We start from the raw sequence: 19,355 nt of genomic DNA on the forward strand, positions 1-19,355 counted from the left end.
CCCGCAATCGCCTGTGGCTGCCAATATGTATATCGTTGGGGCAATAGTTCGACATAATGTGAAAACAGGGCGATGAGTGGAGAACCGGATGCTCCCGACGATTGAATGGCTGCTCACGAAGCGCACGCTGCGGCTCAGTGTGCTCGAGACCGGCGCCCCTACGCAGTCCCGCGAGAGCCTGATCGCCAACACCGCGCTCGCGTCGCGAATGACCGCTCCTATTACGTGGGTGCACAGCTCCGATCTCGATGACCCGACGCCGTTCCTCAGCCGTGGCAACGTCTTGCTCACCGATGGCGCGCAGTTCGGTTTTGGTGCGGATGCTGAACGTTACGACTACGACTCTTATGTGGCGCGTCTCATCGAGGCCGGTCTTGTGGGGCTCGGCTTCGCGACTCACTTTCTGCATCAGGGAATGCCGACCGGGCTTGCTGCAGCGTGCGCGCGGGCTGGCTTCCCTCTCATCGACGTTCCGGATCGCGTTCCTTTTATTGCGGTCATCCGCGAGGTGGCCGACCAGATCGCGGCCGAGCGCAGCCGTCGAATGGCCTGGTCGATTGCCGCGCACAAGGCGATCTCGTATGCCGCCCTCAAGCCCACGGGCCTGCGGTCAACCCTCATCGAGCTTGAGCGCCAGCTTTCCTGCTGGGTGGGGCTCTTCGATGCGACTGGTCATCCGGTTCCTGTTCCGGGGCAGCAGCGATCTGGCGATCGTTTTGCGCAGCCGGTGCGGGATGAGGTGGCGCGGGCGCTGCGCAAGGGCAGCCGGTCATCCACGGCTCTCACTCTCGATTCGGGTCAGGTGACGATCCAGACCCTCGGCCAAAATGGAGAGTTGCGTGGAGCGCTCGCCCTCGGACGTGGAGTGCCGCTTGACCGTGCCGAGAATGAACTGGTGACGAGCGTGATCGCGATGGCAACGCTCGCTCTGGAACAAAACCGCACTCTGGATGCAACACGCGGGCAGCTGAGGTCGTCGTTGTTGGAACTGGTGCTTGCCGGCAACCTTGGCGCAGCGCGGGCAATCGCGGGCGAAGTCTGGGGAGCATTTCCGCTGGAACCGCTGAGCGTCGTGGTGATTGCGCGGCAAACCCAGAGCCATTTCGTGCTCGATGCGCTCGATGTACTGGCCCTCGACGCTGACGGTCGTGCCTTCTTCGCTGTCCGTGGCGATGTGATTGTGGTGCTCGTCGAGGCTGCAGCTCAGCGGACAGCTGGCAGGCCCGCTGAACAGACCGACGTGCAGCGCGAGGTGGAACAACTCATCACCGACCACGATCTCGCAGCGGGCAGTGCCGCGGCCACCGACTACGCGGCCTTGACCGTAGCGCTCGGGCAGGCATCCAGTGCTCTCCACTCCCGCGGTGGCCGTGCTGGCCTCACCGATTTCGCCGAAATTGCGGACACCGGGATGCTCGGGGTGCTGCAGTCTGCTGGTGCTGAGCGGGTGGCGCACCGGGTCCTCACGCCGCTCACCAATTTCGATGCTGAGCAGGGGGCTGCCCTCGTGGAGACGTTGCTGTCCTGGTTTGCGAACGATTGTTCGTGGGGTGCGACCGCGGCGAAGCTCGGTGTTCACCGGCATACGGTGCGCTCGCGCATCGACCAGGCGGCGAGCATCCTGAATCTCGATCTGGAGTCATTCGAGGGACGACTTGAGGTGTGGGCGGCGCTTCGGTTGCGCGAGTAGACCTCTCTACCCCCATTTCGAGCCTTCTAGCCTGCCATTCAGGTACGCATTGCGGGCATCAGATACACTCTGAACTTGCGTCACGCAAGGAGGGCTGTCCGAGCGGCCGATGGAGCCAGTCTTGAAAACTGGTGGGCAGAAATGTCTCGTGGGTTCGAATCCCACGCCCTCCGCTCTGCGTGTCATGTTTTGTTTCCGGTAATAGAAAGGGGAGTGCGATGAGTGAACTTCGTCCGCGCTCAGAGTTGCGTTCGCGCTCTGTCGACCGCACTGACTCTAAGAAAAAGCCCGAAGTGCAAGGCCTGGCACGTCACGGTCGGTTGAAGAAACCGGGACCGTGGGGTTCGATTGCCAAGGTCGTTGCTGCAACGCTCGCCGTCCTTTTGGTGAGTGGCGCGGCCGTAGGAGCCGTTGCCTTCGACAGCATTTACGGTCAGCGCGACACTGTTGCGCTCATTGGTGAGACCGAAGGCCCACCGCCTCAGATCGGCAGCTTTGAGGGTGGCTTCAACATTCTCATTGCGGGTAGCGACACGCGTGCAGATCAGGGCGGAATCGGCGGAACAGTTGAGGACGCTTCTGGCGAACTCAATGACGTCAACATGATTTTGCACGTTGCCGAAGACCGACAGTCTGCCGTGGCCATTAGCTTCCCGCGCGACATGGTGATGGGCATCCCTGAGTGCCCGAGTCTCGACGGCGACTACAACAAGTACTACTCAACTGAGCCCCTCAATACAGCGCTCTCGTATGGTGGCCTTCCGTGCGTAGTTCTGACACTTTCTGAATTCACCGGCCTCGATATCCAGTTCGCCGGAATCATCACCTTCGACGGCGTTATTGAGATGACGAACGCTATCGGTGGCGTTGACGTCTGTGTGGATGGGCCTCTCGTCGACCCGTACACCGGGATCGATCTTCCCAAGGCGGGCACGTACAACCTCAAGGGTTGGAAGGCTCTCGCATTCTTGCGTTCACGTCACGGCGTTGGCGACGGTAGTGACTTGACCCGCATCAGCTCGCAGCAGGTCTACCTCTCCTCGCTCGTGCGCACACTCAAGAGTTCAGACACTCTCAGCGACTACAAGAAGCTGTACAACCTCGCCGATGCTGCCATCACCAACATGCAGCTCTCGAACAGTCTCGCGGATGTTCCGACCATGGTGTCGATCGCTCTCGCGCTGAAAGACATTCCCCTCGAACGCGTTCAGTTCGTGCAGTACCCAGGCGGCACTGGCGGAACGGGCGTGTACTCGGGCAAGGTTCAGCCCAACGAGTACCTGGGCAACCAGATGATGGAATTCATCGCTGCCGACCAACCGTTCAGCCTTGAAGAAGCCGGCGACGGTGTTGGCGCGATCCTCGACCCCAACGCTCCTGTTGCCGAGGCCACGCCAGAGCCGACCGACGGCGCTACGGCGGCACCGGTTGAGGAAGATCTTCCCGTGCTCGACATCCGTGGTCAGAACGCTGCCGACTACACCTGCTCGGTAACCAACAACTACTAAATCAGTCGATTTGTGGCTCGGTTCGTCGTTCCGCTCATGAGCGGTTATGATTGCTGAGTACGTCTGGAGACGTCGCATAGTCCGGCCTAGTGCACCACCCTGCTAAGGTGGAGTACCCGTAAGGGTACCGAGAGTTCAAATCTCTCCGTCTCCGCTCTGCGAAGAAAACCCTTGATTTTTCAAGGGTTTTCTTGCGTTAAGCGCCACCACATTTTTGCCAGCGTGAAGGGACCTCGTGGAGACCTACACTGTCGCCGAAGCCGTCGCGCGAATTGGCGTTCTTGCCCAGCGCGACACAACCGTGCCCTTTCTGCTCGGCATGGTCGGGCCGCCGGGCGCGGGCAAATCCACTTTCGTTGAACAACTCGCGGCGCCCATCCTCCCGATGGACGGTTACCACTTCGCCAATGAACACCTTGACCGACTAGGTCTTCGTTCGCGCAAGGGTGCCCCTGACACTTTCGATGCCGCGGGCTTCGCCTCAACATTGCGCCGGCTGCGTTCGGGCGAGACTGTCGTCGCTCCGCGGTTCGATCGCGACCTCGATGCTTCAATTGCTGGCTCGATCCTTCTCCCCGGTGATGCCCCGTTGATCGTGACGGAAGGTAACTACCTTCTCCACGACCAAGACGGCTGGGGTGCGATTCGACCGCTACTCGACGAGGTTTGGTATCTCGACATCGACGATGATCTGCGTCGAGACAGGCTCATCGCTCGCCACCGACGCTACGGGCGGTCGGCGACGGATGCGGCCCGCTGGGTTGCCGACGTCGACGAACCCAATGCCGTGCTCATCCGCACGACGCGTGACCGAGCCGACGCCGTCGTCACGGCAACGTAAAGGCTGGCTGGCGCCGTCGCATCCACAGGCTAGGCTCGGGCGTTATGGCAACTGGCGCAACGATCCACACCTTCACGGTGCAACTGGCAGATGTGGATCGCGGTGTCTACGACGACTTCACGCTTCGCGTGGCACGGCATCCCTCTGAAACCGATCTGTACATGATTACTCGGGTTCTCGCGTACTGCCTCGAGTATGAAGAGGGCATCGTGTTTAGCGAGGGAGTCTCATCGACCGATGAACCTGCGGTGCTCGTGCGCGATCTCACCGGCACGATTACGGCCTGGATTGAAATCGGGGCACCGGATGCTGCGCGACTTCACTACGGCAGCAAGCTGGCCGACAGGGTCGCCATCTACACGCACCGCGACCCGGTGAAGGTTGCTGCTCCCTGGGCGGGCAAGAAGATCCACAACGCAAGCGAGATCGTCTTCCGCAGCTTTGATCCCGGTTTCATCGAGGATGCTGTGGCCGCTCTCGAACGACGCAACGCCGTCACCCTGTCGGTGACGGAGGGGCAACTCTATTTGGAACTCAACGGCACGACGGTGAGTTCGGCGCTGCACACCCACGACGTCGAATAAATAGACGTTCACGACATGGCGGAATGAATGCGGCCCACCACTATGTTGGTCTAGAAGATGACTATTCTGCCGCGCACCCAGCCTCCTGCCCTTTCGCTGCCCCTCGCGCGAGGCGGCACCATTGAGGATCTCGCGCTCGGCACGGGCGTTGACGGGCGCTTCACTCTCATCATTTTCTACCGCGGCTTGCACTGCCCGGTGTGCCGCAAGCAGCTTCGCGAACTTGACGACAACATGGATGCGCTGCATGAAGCCGGGGTGGGTCGCGTCGTGGCCATCAGCATGGACACCCTCAAGCGCGCCACGATATCGATCGAGGATTGGGAACTCAGTCGGCTTCCGATTGCTTATGGGTTGAGCGAAGAGCAGGCTCGCGAGTGGGGTCTCTTCCTCTCGAGCGGATTCAAGAAGGGCGAACCGGAGCTGTTTAGCGAGCCGGGCATGTTCATCCTTGACGCCGACAACACCGTGTTCTGGAGTACTGTTTCCAGCATGCCTTTCGGTCGGATGCCCGTGAAGGCCATCATTCATGGTCTCGAGTACGTCACCGAGACCGATTATCCCGCGCGCGGAACGGTAGCGCCCGCGCGCGGAACGGTAGCGCCCGCGCACTGAGTCGTGCACGCCTCGTTCGGCGAAAGTTTTTCACAATTACCCGCGTGTCCCCCTGATGGGGGTAGACAGAGGGGTGTTTCTCGCCATAAGGTCGATGCTGAATCGTTATTCAGTAGTGCGTGTAGGGCTGTCGAAACCTAGTCGGCAGCAGCGTGCGTGAGCCCGACGAAGGACTTTGGCGTGAATCCTCCTGTAGATCCCGACGTACGTCCGCGAGGTGACGGCGAGGCTCTACTCGCTCGCCGCATGATCATCACGAGTGGTGTCGCAGCGCTTGCCGCTGTGGGCGCGGCCGCGGCGAGCAGCGCCGCATTCGGCCCCGCGAGCACAATCTCGCTGCTTCCCGACGGGGCGAGCCCTCCCGTCACGCCTCCGTCGACAGGATCTGCTCCCCGCAACACTCCGGTGCCGACCACTCCGACGCCGAGCGCGACATCCACGAAACCGCCGGCCACGAAGAACCCGACCGGGGGCACGAACCCACCCGCGACTCAAGACCCGCGCTCACCGGCAACGGCAAACCCGCCGGCCGACCGCGACCAGAGTTACGCAAACCCGGGTGCGGGAACGGGCGCAACCCCTCGTGCCGACACGCCATCGGCCGCGAAGCCAGCGACCAAGCCAACCCCGCAGAAGGGTTCAACGGCTCCCGAGTTCGTCTCCACCGGCGTTGCAGACAACGACCAAACCCACGCCCATCTACTGGCGCGTGCGACGTTTGGCCCCCGCAGCAGCGACTTCGTGGATGTGTCAACCATGGGTATCGACAAATGGTTGGGTGCCCAGCTCGCTCCGGCATCCATCGCAGACCCGGATGGCGATGCCGCGTGGGCTGCCTTCCCGCTGGCAAAGTCGTCCACCGCTAAAGTGCGCTCGTCCGTTAAGCAGTACAGCTGGGATGCCGCACGACAGACGGGTCAAGCAACCCTGGCTGCTCAGGTCTTCAGCAAGCGCCAGCTCTTCGAGGTTGTTGTTGACGTGTTCTCGAACCTGCTCAATGTCACAACTCCGTCGGACAGCGTCTGGGCTACCGGTCCCGACTATGCGAACTCGGTTATCCGGGCGAACGCTCTCGGCAGCTACGCCGCCATGTTGCACGCGGCGATGCGGCACCCCGCCATGTTGACCTATCTCAACAACGAGAAGTCGAACAAGGTAAACGTCAACGAGAACCTCGGTCGTGAGCTGCTGGAGCTGCACACGCTGGGGGTCGCCTCCGGTTACACCGAGGGCGATGTGCGCAACAGCGCCATGATCCTCTCGGGCCGCGGCATTGATTACGAGACCGGCGAATTTCGCTATCGCGCAGACCGTCACTATGTCGGCCCCGTAGCCACCTCGTTCTTTGCCGACGAGAACGCGACCGCTGAAGGTGGGCTCGACATGGGCGACCGTTATGTGAGTGTGCTGGCGCACCATCCGGCAACAGCAGCAACGGTTGTCAGAAAACTCGCGGTTCGTTTCGTCTCGGATTCACCGCCCCAGGCTCTGCTCGACCGTCTGGCTCAGACGTACCTCGACAATGACACCGCGATCCTTCCGGTGCTCAAGCAGCTTTTCGCCAGCAACGAGTTCTGGTCGGCAATCGGCGAGAAGGCACGGCGTCCGCTCGAAGATGCGGTGGGCTCGGCTCGTGCCGTTGGTGCCAAGCCCAGCGACAAGCTCGCCGATGGTGCCAAGAACCTTTACTGGGTTCTGCAGAATCTTGGCCACGCGCCGCTCACGTGGACCCCACCTAACGGATTCCCCGACGTCACGGGAGCGTGGCTTTCTGCCAGCCAGACGGTCTCGCGCTGGAATCTGCACCGGAGCCTGACCGGTGGCTGGATGAAGGGGCTTACTCCGCCAGCCAAGCTCAGTGAAGAATTGGCTCCCACCGTGGGCCAGTCGAACTCTCAATGGATCGACAGCATTGCTCAGCACATGATCGGCCGTCCGCTGAGCGACACCCATCGTGCGGTGCTGCTGTCCTATCTCGGTGCCGATGGTTCGGCCGAGGCCGAGGCGGGCGATGCGTGGCAAGTTCCGGCTCTCGCGGCGCTCGTGCTCGACTCGCCCTATTTTCAATTGCGCTAATCAACCGCGCTAATCAACCGCGCTGACCCGCATTACCCTCCCCAGTAGCTCGAACCCGACTCGAGAAAGAACCTCCTAATGACCGAGACCCGTTTCCTCCACCCTGACTGCCCCGACTGGCGACAGCTGGGGCCAACCGACTTAGATTCCGCGGTGCGAGCCCATAGCGAAATCGTGGTGGCCGAAGAGGCGGCCCGACGCGAGTTGTGGTCGAAAGGCTTCACTCGACGACGGATGTTGCAGGGCGGGCTTATGGCCGGAGTCGCGGCCATCGGCTCCCAGATTGTCACCACGCAGGCGTCCTACGCGGCCCCCGGCTCGCCAGACACGGGCGCACTCATCGTGATCTTCCTCCGCGGAGGAATGGACGGCCTCTCCGTGCTCGTTCCGGCAACCGACGCCGACCTCTTGAAGGCGCGCCCCGGTATTGCCGTTAAGGAGAATTCGGGATTGATCCCGTTCGAACGCGGCTTCGGACTACACCCGGCGTTGTCTGCTTTGAAGCCAATGTTGGCTCAAGGCAAGATCGCTGCCGTGCCAGCGATTGGCACCCCCGATCTGTCCCGCAGCCATTTTCAGGCGCAAGATTGCCTCGAACGCGGTGGCTCCGCTGGTAGCGCTTCGCAGACAGGGTGGCTCAACCGCGCGCTTGAGCAGAGTGGCCCAGGAACGACCTGGCGCGGGGTGGGGGCGAGCGATCGACTTGCTCGCTCTCTCGTGGGTGGTTCGAATGCGCTGGTCGTTCCCGACCTTGAACGCATGGCGATCGACGTGGATGACTCGCTACTCGAGCCCACTCGCACGGCCCTTGCAAGCCTCTACACCGGGCTGGATCATCCCATCGCGCAGCAGGCCAACCTCGCCTTGAGCGCCTCCAGCGAAGCATCCGAAATTGCAGCGTCCGCTGGTGATGCGAAAGCGCGTGGCTATGGGGACGACAACTTCTCTAGCGATCTTGCGACCTTGGCCAGTCTCATCCGGGCGAACGTGGGACTTCGAGTTGGCACGTTGGACCTCGGTGGCTGGGACATGCACACCGACATCGGCACGCCAGACAAGGGCGACATGCACGACATGCTCAGCGCTGTGGGCAACGGTCTCGCCGCGTTCTTCGCTGACCTTGGTCCGAAGGCTGACACCACCACGGTGGTGCTCATGAGTGAGTTTGGTCGTCGTGTCGGTCAGAACGACAGCTCAGGTGTTGACCACGGTCACGGCGGCCTTGCCATGGTGCTCGGCGGTGGCGTCACCGGTGGCGTGCACGGCAAGTGGGAGGGCCTCGGTGCCGATGTGCTCGATCACGGCGACGTTCCCGGCAGCAACGACTTCCGCGATCTTCTGGGCGAGGTCGTCATGAACCGCCTTGATCTCAGCGCGGCCGATGCCAGCATCATCTTCCCCGAATGGAAGGTGTCGCCGATAGGGGTCATGGCCTAACGCAGCCCCGTGCTCGCGACAGGCACAGTATTATCGCGGGGATGACTACTTTCTCTCGACGAGGTTTGCACGGGCACGTTGTTGATGTGCTCGGCCGTCGCATTATGCGCGGTGAACTGGCGTCGGGAGACATCATCGATCCGGACGCGCTGCTCACCGAGTTTCAGGTCAGCCGCACGGTAATCCGCGAAGCCCTCAAGGTGCTCACGACGAAGGGGCTTGTGGACGCGCGGCCGCGCCTCGGTACCTTCGTCACCGCGCGGGAACGCTGGCAGCTACTCGACCGCGACGTCATGACGTGGCGCTCGGAAGGAATGCCCGACCCGCTGCTCGTGCTCGAACTCAGCGAAGTGCGGCAAGTGCTCGAGCCCGCGGCGGCTCGACTGGCTGCCGTTCGCCGCAGCGACGAACAGTGTGCCGAGATCGAAGCAGCGATGACGGCGTTGGCCGCGACCTTCGAGAGCACCGAAGTGACGTCACACGTAGCAGCGGACTTGGCTTTTCATCGGGCGATCTTGGCGGCATCCGGCAACGAACTGTTGGCTCGCTTTGAGGTTGTGCTCGAACCCGCGCTGCATGCCCGCAACGAGCTTGCGTTTGAGAACGAAACAACAACCCAATTTTTGGATGACCATCGCGCAGTGGTGACGGCGATTGTCGCGCAGGATGCCGAGGCAGCCCACACCGCGATGAAGCTGCTGATGGACCAGTCGAACCTCGATTCGCACACGATCGTGAGCAAAGACCCGACCGGCGCCGCGCTCGTCGCCAACCGCAAGCAGGCTCTCTAGTGGCGGCCCGTACGGTGCTCATCACGGGCGCAGCCCACGGTATCGGTGCCGCTGCTGCACGCCTCTTCGCTGCCTCCGGCGACGATGTTGTCGTCACCGATATTGACGTGGATGCCGCTGCCGCGGTTGCCGCCGAGATCGTCGCGGCCGGTGGCGCCGCCACCGCCCATCGCCTCGACGTCGCAGACTCCGAGCACTGGCAGGAGCTCTCGCGTGAGCTGCGCACCGCGAATCGCCCGCCCGCCGTCATCGTGAATAACGCGTTTTTCCAAGTCGCGGGAATCGCACACGAACAGAGCGAAGACAACTGGAATCAGCAGCTCTCGGTGACGCTGTCATCCGTCTACCGCGCAATGCGCACTTTCCACGACACTCTCACCGAAGCCAAGGGCAGCATGGTCAATGTGTCGAGCGTGCACGGGGTGCTGTCCTGGGCCGAGCAGCCTGCTTACGGTGCGGCGAAGGGCGGGCTCATTTCGCTCACCCGTCAGCTATCACTGGATTATGCCCCGCACGTGCGCGTGAACGTCGTTCTTCCGGGATCGATCGAGACTCGGCAGTGGGATCACCAAACCCCTGAAGCGCAAGAGTTGGCGCGACGCCAGGCCACCCTGCAGCGGCTGGGTAAACCTGAAGAAGTCGCGTCGGTCATCCAATTTCTGGCTGGCGACGGTGCCTCGTACATCACGGGCGCTTCGCTCGTTGTCGACGGCGGCATGACAACGACGCTCGGCGCTTAGCGGGCACTCGCGGCCGCGCGCTCGGCTATCGCTGGCGTTGCCGACCGGTTACCACTCGGCGAGCGACCCATCATCGTGACGCCACACGGGGGAGCGCCACTGGTGCCCGATCTTGTCGGCGGCACGCACGGCAGCTTCGTCGATGTCGATGCCGAGGCCTGGCTTAGTGAGGCGCTCGATGTAGCCACTAGTGAAGTCGAAGACGCTCGTATCCATCAGATATTCGAGCACGTCTGATCCGACGTTGTAGTGGATGCCGATGCTCTGTTCCTGAATCAAGAAGTTCGGTGTGTTGAAGCCGACCTGCAGACTCGCCGCCAGGGCGATCGGTCCGAGAGGGCAGTGCGGCGCGAGTTGAGCATCGAACATGTCAGCGAGGGCGGCGATGCGGCGCACTTCGGAGATGCCGCCGGCATGGGAGAGGTCGGGCTGCACGACGGCGATGCCCGCCTGCAGCGGTCCCAAGAACTCGGTGCGAGAGAAGAGGCGCTCGCCGGTGGCGATCGGGATCGACGTTGACGAGACGATGCCATCGAGCAAGTGCGACTTGTCGGGCACGACCGGTTCTTCCACAAACAGGGGAGCGTGGGGCTCGAGAAGGGGAAGGATGCGGCGGCTGTTCGCGGCGGTCATTCGTCCGTGAAAGTCGATCGCGAAATCCCGTTCGGGGCCAAGAACTTCGCGTGCGAGCGCAGCCCGGTCGACGACCTCGGCGACGGCGCTTACGGTGCTGAGGGGCGACATCCGTCCGCTTGCGTTCATCTTTATTGCGGTCAGGCCCGACTCGACCTGCTGCGCGATGTTGTCGCGCAGCTCGGAGGGTTCGTCGCCGCCAACCCAGCCGTACATGCGGATGCGGTCGCGCACGGCGCCGCCGAGAAGATCGTGAACGGGAACACCGTGAGCTTTGCCCGCGATGTCCCAGAGCGCTTGGTCGATGCCGGCGATTGCGCTGGAGGCGACGGGGCCACCGCGGTAGAAGCCGCCGCGGGTGAGCACTTGCCAGTGGTCTTCGATGCGGGTGGCGTCGAGCCCCACAAGGTATTCGGCGTGCTGTTCCACGGCCGCACGCACGATGTCGGCCTGGCCCTCAACAACGGGCTCGCCCCAGCCGACGATGCCGCTATCAGTCTCGATGCGCACGAACAACCAGCGTGGTGGAACGAGGAATGTTTCGATGCGTGCAATCTTCACGGCGGGCCCTTCCGTTAGTAAGTCTTATTATCCTACTAATGACGCCAACTAGAGTGAGCATCATGGATGACGTCACCCCGGACCACAGCGACTGGCGTGTCCAAATGCTTGCCCACCTTCGCGCCCTGATCGTGCAGGCCGAGCCCACAGTCGTTGAAGAGGTCAAGTGGCGAAAGCCCTCCAATCCCGCCGGCGTTGCCGCATGGAGCCTCGACGGACTGATCTGCACCGGCGAAACCTACAAAGACAAGGTCAAGCTGACGTTTGCACAGGGCGCTTCGCTCGACGACCCCGCCGGGCTCTTCAACAGCAGCCTTGATGCGAAGGTCAGGCGAGCGATCGATCTCCATGAGGGCGACACGATCGACGCCGATGCATTCCACGCGCTAATCCGTGCTGCGGCCGCACTGAACTCAGCGCGCTAGCTTCCGCGCCAGCCGCCAGCCGCCAGTCGCCTGCGTCTGGTCGGCTCTGGGTTGCGCCCACATTCGGCACCACATCCGCAGCCAAACCGGCATCCGCACCGTTAAGAATCGTCCCCTTTAGCGATCTCTAAAGTGTTGCCCGAACTGTGGCTTCCTGAGCGCGCGTGCCGCGCTTCCCTCTGGGAGAATGGATGCGGGACCAGCCGCGCTACAAGCGCGCCCGCGGCCCCGAGACAGCGCAGTCGGAAGGAACCTGATGCAACGCGAACACAGCGACGAATTTGACCGGTGGAATGCCCGCCAAGAACTGGCCGAGGCAATGATCCCTCTTATCGGCGGGCTGTATCGCAACCACGGCGTCGTGACCTCGATTCACGGCCGCCGCCTCATCAACCAGTCGCCCGTCGAGGTGCTCAAGGCTCACCGTTTTGCGCGTCAGCTCAACGAGAGCGAGTTGCCGATCGAAGAGACTATGCCGATCATGGTGGCGCTCTCGGCAATGCCGCTCAATTCGGCATCCATCGATTTGGCGAAGCTCGTGAACCGTTTTCGCGAAGTTGGCGGCGAGCTCAATGGCTTCTTGGCGGCTGAGCTTGAGCCTGTGCTCAAGAACGGCAGCGAAACGAAACCAGCGGGAGCGGATGTCGTGCTCTACGGTTTCGGACGTATCGGTCGACTGTTGGCCCGCATCCTGATCGCGCACGCTGGCAACGGCGAGGGACTCCGTTTGCGCGCGATCGTCGTGCGCAAGGGTTCAGACAATGACCTCGTGAAGCGTGCCAGCCTGTTGCGACGCGACAGTGTTCATGGTCCGTTCGAGGGCACGATCTCGGTCGACACCGAGGCCAACACGATTCTGGCCAACGGCACCCTCATCCAGGTGATCTACTCGAACGACCCGGCCACGATCGACTACACCGAGTACGGAATTTCGGATGCCATCGTCGTCGACAACACCGGCCGCTGGCGTGACGAAGAGGGCCTCGGTCAGCATCTCAAGTCGCAGGGAGTGAAGCGTGTCTTGCTCACGGCCCCCGGCAAGGGCGAGATCAAGAACATTGTGTACGGGCTCAACCACGATTCGATCGCTGACACCGATGCCATCCTCTCGGCCGCGTCGTGCACGACGAACGCGATCTCGCCGGTGCTGAAAGCGATCAACGACCAGTACGGCATAGAGCACGGGCATGTTGAGACGGTGCACTCGTACACGAATGACCAGAACTTGACCGACAATTTCCATTCCGGCGACCGTCGCGGACGCTCGGCACCCATGAACATGGTCATTACCGAAACGGGGGCGGCGAAGGCCGTCGCGAAGGCGGTTCCGGAGTTGGCTGGATTGCTGACCGGCAGCGCCATCCGGGTTCCCACTCCGAATGTGTCGATGGCGATTCTGAATCTCAATCTCGCGACGGAAACCACGCGCGCCGAGGTGAATCGCTACTTGCGCGACCTCTCGCTCGACTCGACTCTGCAGCAACAGATCGACTTCATCGATTCTCCCGAGGTTGTCTCGAGCGACTTCACCGGCTCGCACCGTGCGGGCATCGTGGACGGCCTCGCCACCATAAGCACGGGCGAACATCTCGTGTTGTACGTCTGGTATGACAACGAGTTTGGCTACACCAGTCAGGTGGTGCGCGTGATCGAACATATGGGGCAAACTCACCCGCAAGTTATTCCCGAACGCGCCGTAGTCGGAGCATAATTTTCCGAACTGTGATCGTGTTACGCCCGCGCTTCACGCTGTGAGCGTAACAAAGGAAAACTCTCAGACTTGGCGTGTGAACATCGTTAAATGAACGATTCCGCGCTCCCAGTCATTGATCTCTCGCTACTTGATGGCGGCCCAGAAGCGGCTGCCAAGTTCCGGGACGATTTGCTGTGTGCCACCCACGATGTCGGGTTCTTTTACCTTGTCGGGCACGGTGTCGATGAGAAGTTGATGGATGACCTGCTTGCGGCATCCCGCGAATTCTTCGCCTTGCCCGCCGAGCAGAAGTTGGCTGTCGAAAACATCAACAGCCCACAGTTTCGTGGCTACACGCGCGTCGGGGGCGAGCTGACCGAGGGCAAGACCGACTGGCGTGAGCAAATCGATGTTGGCCCCGAGCGCGACGTTGTCGACAACGCTGCCGGGCTCGCTGACTACTGGCGTCTTGAAGGCCCGAACCTGTGGCCGGATGCCGTGCCGCAGCTTCGTGAGCTGGTCAACGAATGGAACGACAAACTCAGCGCCGTGTCGCTGCGCCTTCTGCGCGCGTGGGCTCACGCCCTTGGCGCTCCGGAGGACGTCTTCGACAACGCATTTGCCGACAAGCCTTTCCCGCAGTTGAAGATCGTGCGGTACCCCGGCGAGTCCAACCCGGAGCCCAAACAGGGCGTCGGTGCTCACCGTGACGGTGGAGTTCTCACGCTGCTGATGGTGGAGCCGGGCAAGGGTGGGCTGCAGGTCGACTACCAGGGCGAGTGGGTGGATGTTCCACCGAAGCCCGGTGCGTTTGTTGTGAACATTGGCGAGATGCTCGAGCTCGCTACCGAGGGCTACCTCAAGGCGACGCTGCACCGCGTCATCTCGCCACTCATCGGCGATGACCGCATCTCGATTCCGTTCTTCTTCAATCCGGCCCTCGACACTGTGATTCCCCAGTTGCAATTGCCGCCGGAGCTCGCCGCTCAAGCCCGCGGACTGTCGCTTGACCCCACGAACAGCCCGATACTCGAAACGTATGGAGATAATGCGCTTCGCTACCGAATGCGGGCGCACCCCAACGTTGCCCAGATTCATCACGACGATCTGATTCAGGGCCCGCGGGGTGCGATCTAAACCTGCTTACTGACGTAACTCAAGTGCGGTCTGCCCCTCGGGGTGGGCCGCACTTTGTCGTCGGTGCCGGCGCTGTTTCCGGCCCGCCGACGTTGGAAACTCAGGAGATTTGGCTTTCCGGGGTTCCCAATCTGCCAATACGGCGATCGCGCACTTAAATCTCCTGAGTTTCCACTCATTGGGAGGTGACGCTCGACAGCTACAAGCCCGCCGCGTTGCCGCGTGCAGACGTTTGATATATCGTTTGATCACGAGTTTGACCGTCTATGAGAGCCGGAGCACCCCGTGTCGCAGTTTCCCGAACGTCAGCCAGCCGAGGCGTACACGGTCGTGATGCCCGATCATCCACGCCCGATCGTCATGATTGGCGCCGGCGGTATCGTCAAAGACGCTCACCTCCCGGCCTACCGTAAGGCGGGGTTCGAGGTGTGGGGGATCGTAAACCGCACGGCGGCCAAGGCGCAGGCGCTGGCCGATGAGTTCGGCATCCCGAACGTGGTTACGTCGCTCTCGGATGCCGTAGCGGCGGCCCCGAAAGACGCCGTCTACGACCTCGCACTCATGCCCGAGCAATACCCGACGGTGCTCGACCAACTTCCCGATGGCGCGGCCGTGCTCATCCAGAAGCCGTTCGGTCAGAACCTGGCCGAGGCGCGTGTGCTCCTTGAGATCTGTCACCGCAAGAACCTTGTTGCTGCCGTGAACACGCAGTTGCGGTTCGCGCCGTACGTCGCGGAGGCGCGCAAGCTCATCGCCGACGGCGCGATCGGCGAGCTCTATGACATGGAGATCCGCGTCGCAACGGAGACGCCCTGGGAGATTTTCCCGCATGTGCTCGGCATCGAACGCCTCGAGCTCAACATGCACAGCGTGCACTACATGGATCTCGTGCGTTCATTCTTGGGCGACCCGGATGGCGTGAGTGCGGTCACGGTGCGGCACCCTGCCAAGCCTCAAGTCTCGAACACTCGCTCGACGATCATCATGCGTTATCGGGATCGACCGCTGCGGGTCACGATCAGCACGAACCACGATCACGGATTCGGCGGAAAGTTCGAAGAGAGTTTCATCAAGTGGGAGGGCACCAAGGGTGCCATTCGCGCTCAGATGGGTCTCATGCTCGACTATCCGCGGGGTGGCCCGGATGCTCTCGAGATTGCGTACACGGACAAGCCCGAGCTCGGCTGGCAGCCCGTGCCTTTCGAGGGCAGCTGGTTCCCGGATGCTTTCATCGGCTCCATGAGCGCCCTCCAGCGCTACGTCGAGGGTTCGATTTCTGAACTTCCCACCTCGGCAGAAGACGTCATACGTACTATGGCTGTTGTTGAAGCCGGATACGATTCACAAGAACGCGAAGGTATCGCGTTGGCAGCTAAGGAGAACACTCAGTGAGATTTGCGCGACTCGGGCCGGTTGGCTCAGAAATTCCTGTCGTCCTGCACGACGGAGCGGCGTTCGACCTGCGCCCCATCGCGGCAGACGTCAACGGTGCTTTCTTCGAGTCCGGCGGAGTCGACGCTGCTCGTGCGGCAATCGCCGCGGGCACGCTTCCCGCCGTCGAGACCGAGGGCGTTCGCGTCGGTGCGGCAATCGCCCAGCCCGGCAAGATCGTCTGCGTCGGTCTCAACTACAGCGACCACGCCGAAGAAACCGGGGCAACGCTGCCCGACGAACCCGTCATCTTCATGAAAGACCCCAGCACGATGGTCGGCGCCTTCGACAACGTGCTCATCCCGCGCACGAGCGTCAAGACCGACTGGGAGGTCGAGCTCGGCGTCGTGATTGGCGCCACCGCTCGCTACCTTGATTCCCCGGATGACGCGGCCGCCGTCATTGCTGGTTACGCCGTCTCGCACGACGTTTCCGAGCGCGCTTTCCAACTCGAACGTGGCGGAACTTGGGACAAGGGCAAGAGCTGCGAGACCTTCAATCCGTTCGGGCCTGAGCTGGTGACCGCCGACGAGGTGGCCGATCCTCAAGCCTTGGGCTTGCGCCTGTGGGTGAATGGTGTCGAACGCCAGAACGGCACGACTGCGAATATGGCGTTCGGTGTCCACTACGTCGTCTGGTACTTGAGTCAGTTCATGGTGCTGCGCCCCGGCGATGTCATCAACACGGGAACGCCCGCCGGTGTCGCAATGGGTATTGAAGGCCAGCCGTATTTGCGCGCTGGCGATGTTGTTGAGCTCGAGATCGACGGCCTCGGTCGTGCACGCCAAGAGATGGTGCAAGCATGAGCGCCGAGTTCGACGGCCTCGTCGCCGTAGTCACCGGGGGAGCATCCGGCATCGGTTTAGCTTCAGCACTCACTCTCGCCGAGCGTGGTGCGACTGTTGCCGTGCTCGACCTGAACCCCGAGGGGTTGGATGCTCGCCTGCACGGTTTCGCAGCAGACGTGTCTGATCGTGCCTCCGTGGTCGCTGCTGTCGAAGCGGCGGCCGAGAAGTTGGGCGGCATCGACATCGTCGTGAACAACGCCGGCATCAGCGCGGTCGGCACCGTCGAAGACAACGACGACACTGACTGGGCACGTGTTCTCAACATCAACGTCACCGGTATGGCCAGAGTGTCGGCCGCAGCGCTGCCGTGGTTGCGCAAGTCGCAGCACGCCGCCATCGTCAACCTCTGCTCGATCGCCGCCCTCAACGGCCTCCCGCAGCGCGCTCTCTACAGCGCATCCAAGGGAGCCGTTCTTGCGCTCACCTACGCCATGGCAACCGACCATGTGACGGATGGGGTGCGCGTCAACGCCGTCAGCCCCGGCACCGTCTCCACCCCCTTTGTCGAACGGATGCTGCAGGGTTTCGACGATCCCGTCGCTGAACGCGCCGCCCTGGATGCCCGCCAGGCCACCGGACGCATGGTGACACCAGAAGAAGTCGCCGGTGCGGTCGCGTATTTGGCGAGCCCGCTCTCCGGCTCAACCACGGGCACCGCGCTCGAAGTTGATGGTGGAGTAACGCACCTTCGCGTCAGAAAGTAGGCGCTCGCGGCATCCGACTGTCAAAAGTGGCAGTGGGAGGCCAAAACCGCTGGTATAGTTTTCTGGTTGGCGAAAGTCAATGAGATGCGCCCGTAGCTCAGCGGATAGAGCAATTGACTACGGATCAATAGGCCGGGGGTTCAAATCCCTCCGGGCGCACCACTCGAGAAAGGCCCCGCCTGTTTTGGCGGGGTCTTTCTTTTTTCGTTTGGCCAGTCTCCGCGGCGAAGGCTCCCGGCGCCAGGGCGAACAGGCAGGCCCTCGGCTGCCATGCACCTACGCGCGGGGTTCGGACCCCAGTGTCTTGAGTAGTTCGCCGATCTGGTGGTGGTGCTCTAGAGGGTGCCGAAGCGGCAGATCCGGGTAGAGCTCGTAGCTGTTGCGTCGTCCATCCCGCTTGCGCGTGAGGTACCCGTCTTCGACAAGTTCGGCGATGATGCGCTGGGCGGCTCGTTCGGTGATGCCCACGGCTTCGGCGATGTCCCTTAACCGCATCGTGGGATCCCGGGAAACACACAACAGAACGTGTGCGTGATTGGTCAGGAAGGTCCAGCTGTTCATCTTTCCATCCTAGGTGACACGCGCTGTGCAATACACGCTATGGTTATCGTGTATTGCACAGCGTATATCGAAGAGGTTGACCCTTGGGCTCCTCCTAGGGGCTACGGACCGTAAGCGAACCAGAGAGTCACCGCGTGATCGATCCCATCATCCTGTTCTTCCTGCTCGGAGCCGTCGCGGGCTTGTTGAGGTCGGAATTGCGTCTTCCGGCAGCAGTGTACGAGTTCGTCAGTATCGTGCTGCTGCTCTCCATCGGGCTCAAAGGCGGCGTCGAACTCGCCAAGCAGCCCTTCTCCACCCTGTTGCCGCACATGGGGGCAGTGATAGCCATGGGCTTCGTCCTCACGCTGCTCGCCTTCCCTGTCCTGCGCTATCTGGGACGCTTCACGCGCGCGGATGCCGCCTCTATCGCCGCCCATTACGGCTCCGTGAGCGTCGGCACGTTCGCGGTGGCGGTCGCCTATCTGGGCAGCAGGCAGATCCCCTTCGAAGAACACATGCCGCTGCTTCTGGTCATGCTGGAGGTGCCGGCCATCCTGGTGGGAATCGTGCTGGCTCGAGGCCTTTCGCGCGAGACGCGCTGGCGGACGGTGGCCCACGAGGTATTCCTGGGCAAGGGAATTGTTTTGCTGCTGGGTGGCCTGCTCATTGGCTGGGCAGCTGGGCCGGACGGGTTAAAGCCGATAGAGCCGTTCTTCTTCGATCTCTTCAAGGGATTCCTCGCCGTGTTTCTGCTGGAGATGGGGCTGATCACCGCGAAGCAGATCGGCAGCCTTCGCCGCTACGGGCCATTTCTGGTCGCCTTCGGAATCGGGATGCCACTCTTCTCAGCGCTAGTGGGCACCTGGCTGGGCTGGGTTCTTGACCTCTCCGTCGGCGGAACGGCAATCCTGGCGACGCTGGCGGCGAGTGCCTCATACATCGCGGTGCCGGCGGCCATGCGCATTTCCGTGCCCGAGGCGAACCCCACGCTGTCGCTCGCCGCGGCGCTGGGAATAACCTTCCCCTTCAACGTCTTGCTCGGCATCCCGATCTACCACGCACTTGCCGTGTGGGCACATACATTCGCGAGAGGATGAG

At 62.2% G+C, this 19,355-nt stretch carries 18 protein-coding genes and 3 tRNA genes; 19 read left to right on the forward strand and 2 right to left on the reverse strand.

Translation table 11 applies throughout. From position 1 onward, the window contains the following. Nucleotides 1-88 precede the first annotated feature (88 nt). The 11 genes from I6E81_RS09455 (at nt 89) to I6E81_RS09505 (ending at nt 10,282) form a co-directional block, all read left to right on the forward strand. Nucleotides 89-1,690 carry a PucR family transcriptional regulator gene (locus tag I6E81_RS09455; RefSeq protein ID WP_197107057.1) on the forward strand — a complete coding sequence of 534 codons (1,602 nt, stop codon included), beginning with the start codon at nt 89-91 and terminating at the stop codon, nt 1,688-1,690. 88 nt (nt 1,691-1,778) lie between these two features. Next, nucleotides 1,779-1,863, forward strand: a tRNA-Ser gene (locus I6E81_RS09460). 45 nt (nt 1,864-1,908) lie between these two features. Continuing rightward, entirely contained in the window at nt 1,909-3,198 is a 1,290-nt protein-coding gene (locus tag I6E81_RS09465) for an LCP family protein (protein WP_197107058.1), read from the forward strand. Between the two features lie 65 nt (nt 3,199-3,263). Continuing rightward, a tRNA-Ser gene (locus I6E81_RS09470) sits at nt 3,264-3,352 on the forward strand. A gap of 81 nt (nt 3,353-3,433) precedes the next feature. Further along, nucleotides 3,434-4,039, forward strand: a complete 606-nt coding sequence (locus I6E81_RS09475) for a nucleoside/nucleotide kinase family protein (protein WP_197107059.1) — start codon at nt 3,434-3,436, stop codon at nt 4,037-4,039. 44 nt (nt 4,040-4,083) lie between these two features. Next, the gene (locus I6E81_RS09480; RefSeq protein WP_197107060.1) at nt 4,084-4,623 is read left to right on the forward strand and encodes a YaeQ family protein; all 540 of its coding nucleotides are present in this window, start codon (nt 4,084-4,086) and stop codon (nt 4,621-4,623) included. Nucleotides 4,624-4,680: 57 nt separating this feature from the next. Further along, on the forward strand, nt 4,681-5,238 hold the full coding sequence (locus tag I6E81_RS09485; RefSeq protein WP_197107061.1) for a redoxin domain-containing protein: 558 nt from the start codon (nt 4,681-4,683) through the stop codon (nt 5,236-5,238). A gap of 180 nt (nt 5,239-5,418) precedes the next feature. Beyond that, nucleotides 5,419-7,314: a DUF1800 domain-containing protein gene (locus I6E81_RS09490; protein WP_197107062.1), complete on the forward strand. Its 1,896-nt coding sequence runs from the start codon at nt 5,419-5,421 to the stop codon at nt 7,312-7,314. 78 nt (nt 7,315-7,392) lie between these two features. Then, a complete protein-coding gene (locus I6E81_RS09495; protein WP_197107063.1) occupies nt 7,393-8,751 on the forward strand; it encodes a DUF1501 domain-containing protein in 1,359 nt (452 codons plus the stop codon). Nucleotides 8,752-8,792: 41 nt separating this feature from the next. Continuing rightward, nucleotides 8,793-9,542 carry a FadR/GntR family transcriptional regulator gene (locus I6E81_RS09500; RefSeq protein WP_197107064.1) on the forward strand — a complete coding sequence of 250 codons (750 nt, stop codon included), beginning with the start codon at nt 8,793-8,795 and terminating at the stop codon, nt 9,540-9,542. Beyond that, on the forward strand, nt 9,542-10,282 hold the full coding sequence (locus I6E81_RS09505) for an SDR family oxidoreductase (protein ID WP_197107065.1): 741 nt from the start codon (nt 9,542-9,544) through the stop codon (nt 10,280-10,282). The genes I6E81_RS09500 and I6E81_RS09505 overlap by 1 nt, the downstream gene beginning before the upstream one ends. A 48-nt stretch (nt 10,283-10,330) precedes the next feature. Here the strand turns inward: I6E81_RS09505 and dgoD are convergent, their stop codons facing one another. Next, complete coding sequence (gene dgoD / locus I6E81_RS09510) at nt 10,331-11,476, reverse strand: galactonate dehydratase (RefSeq protein WP_197107066.1); 1,146 nt, start codon at nt 11,474-11,476, stop codon at nt 10,331-10,333. 62 nt (nt 11,477-11,538) lie between these two features. Between dgoD and I6E81_RS09515 the strand changes: the two genes are divergently transcribed. From I6E81_RS09515 to I6E81_RS09545, 7 genes are all read left to right on the forward strand, one after another. Beyond that, entirely contained in the window at nt 11,539-11,901 is a 363-nt protein-coding gene (locus I6E81_RS09515) for a DUF1801 domain-containing protein (RefSeq protein ID WP_197107067.1), read from the forward strand. A 256-nt stretch (nt 11,902-12,157) separates the two neighbouring features. After that, complete coding sequence (locus tag I6E81_RS09520; protein WP_197107068.1) at nt 12,158-13,612, forward strand: glyceraldehyde-3-phosphate dehydrogenase; 1,455 nt, start codon at nt 12,158-12,160, stop codon at nt 13,610-13,612. A 90-nt stretch (nt 13,613-13,702) separates the two neighbouring features. Then, nucleotides 13,703-14,731 carry an isopenicillin N synthase family oxygenase gene (locus tag I6E81_RS09525; protein ID WP_197107069.1) on the forward strand — a complete coding sequence of 343 codons (1,029 nt, stop codon included), beginning with the start codon at nt 13,703-13,705 and terminating at the stop codon, nt 14,729-14,731. Nucleotides 14,732-15,016: 285 nt separating this feature from the next. Further along, a complete protein-coding gene (locus tag I6E81_RS09530) occupies nt 15,017-16,123 on the forward strand; it encodes a Gfo/Idh/MocA family protein (RefSeq protein ID WP_197107070.1) in 1,107 nt (368 codons plus the stop codon). Beyond that, nucleotides 16,120-16,968: a fumarylacetoacetate hydrolase family protein gene (locus tag I6E81_RS09535; RefSeq protein WP_197107071.1), complete on the forward strand. Its 849-nt coding sequence runs from the start codon at nt 16,120-16,122 to the stop codon at nt 16,966-16,968. Before I6E81_RS09530 ends, I6E81_RS09535 begins: the two co-directional genes overlap by 4 nt. Next, complete coding sequence (locus I6E81_RS09540) at nt 16,965-17,714, forward strand: SDR family NAD(P)-dependent oxidoreductase (RefSeq protein ID WP_197107072.1); 750 nt, start codon at nt 16,965-16,967, stop codon at nt 17,712-17,714. Before I6E81_RS09535 ends, I6E81_RS09540 begins: the two co-directional genes overlap by 4 nt. 86 nt (nt 17,715-17,800) lie before the next feature. Then, nucleotides 17,801-17,876 (forward strand) — tRNA-Arg (locus I6E81_RS09545). A gap of 114 nt (nt 17,877-17,990) precedes the next feature. On the opposite strand, the gene I6E81_RS09550 is transcribed toward I6E81_RS09545, so the two are convergent. Then, a complete protein-coding gene (locus I6E81_RS09550; protein WP_197107073.1) occupies nt 17,991-18,275 on the reverse strand; it encodes a winged helix-turn-helix domain-containing protein in 285 nt (94 codons plus the stop codon). Nucleotides 18,276-18,409: 134 nt separating this feature from the next. On the opposite strand from I6E81_RS09550, the gene I6E81_RS09555 reads away from it, so the two are divergent. Then, entirely contained in the window at nt 18,410-19,354 is a 945-nt protein-coding gene (locus I6E81_RS09555) for a sodium-dependent bicarbonate transport family permease (RefSeq protein WP_197107074.1), read from the forward strand. Nucleotide 19,355: the final 1 nt, after the last annotated feature.

This window comes from Salinibacterium sp. NG22 (assembly GCF_015864925.1).
Lineage (GTDB): Bacteria > Actinomycetota > Actinomycetes > Actinomycetales > Microbacteriaceae > Rhodoglobus.

Bases quoted from the DNA above. Each gene is read 5' to 3' on its own strand.
- I6E81_RS09455 (WP_197107057.1), top strand. From the start codon at position 89: ATGCTCCCGACGATTGAATGGCTGCTCACGAAGCGCACGCTGCGGCTC.
- I6E81_RS09465 (WP_197107058.1), top strand. From the start codon at position 1,909: ATGAGTGAACTTCGTCCGCGCTCAGAGTTGCGTTCGCGCTCTGTCGAC.
- I6E81_RS09480 (WP_197107060.1), top strand. From the start codon at position 4,084: ATGGCAACTGGCGCAACGATCCACACCTTCACGGTGCAACTGGCAGAT.
- I6E81_RS09485 (WP_197107061.1), top strand. From the start codon at position 4,681: ATGACTATTCTGCCGCGCACCCAGCCTCCTGCCCTTTCGCTGCCCCTC.
- I6E81_RS09495 (WP_197107063.1), top strand. From the start codon at position 7,393: ATGACCGAGACCCGTTTCCTCCACCCTGACTGCCCCGACTGGCGACAG.
- I6E81_RS09500 (WP_197107064.1), top strand. From the start codon at position 8,793: ATGACTACTTTCTCTCGACGAGGTTTGCACGGGCACGTTGTTGATGTG.
- I6E81_RS09515 (WP_197107067.1), top strand. From the start codon at position 11,539: ATGGATGACGTCACCCCGGACCACAGCGACTGGCGTGTCCAAATGCTT.
- I6E81_RS09520 (WP_197107068.1), top strand. From the start codon at position 12,158: ATGCAACGCGAACACAGCGACGAATTTGACCGGTGGAATGCCCGCCAA.
- I6E81_RS09525 (WP_197107069.1), top strand. From the start codon at position 13,703: ATGAACGATTCCGCGCTCCCAGTCATTGATCTCTCGCTACTTGATGGC.
- I6E81_RS09540 (WP_197107072.1), top strand. From the start codon at position 16,965: ATGAGCGCCGAGTTCGACGGCCTCGTCGCCGTAGTCACCGGGGGAGCA.
- I6E81_RS09550 (WP_197107073.1), bottom strand. From the start codon at position 18,275: ATGAACAGCTGGACCTTCCTGACCAATCACGCACACGTTCTGTTGTGT.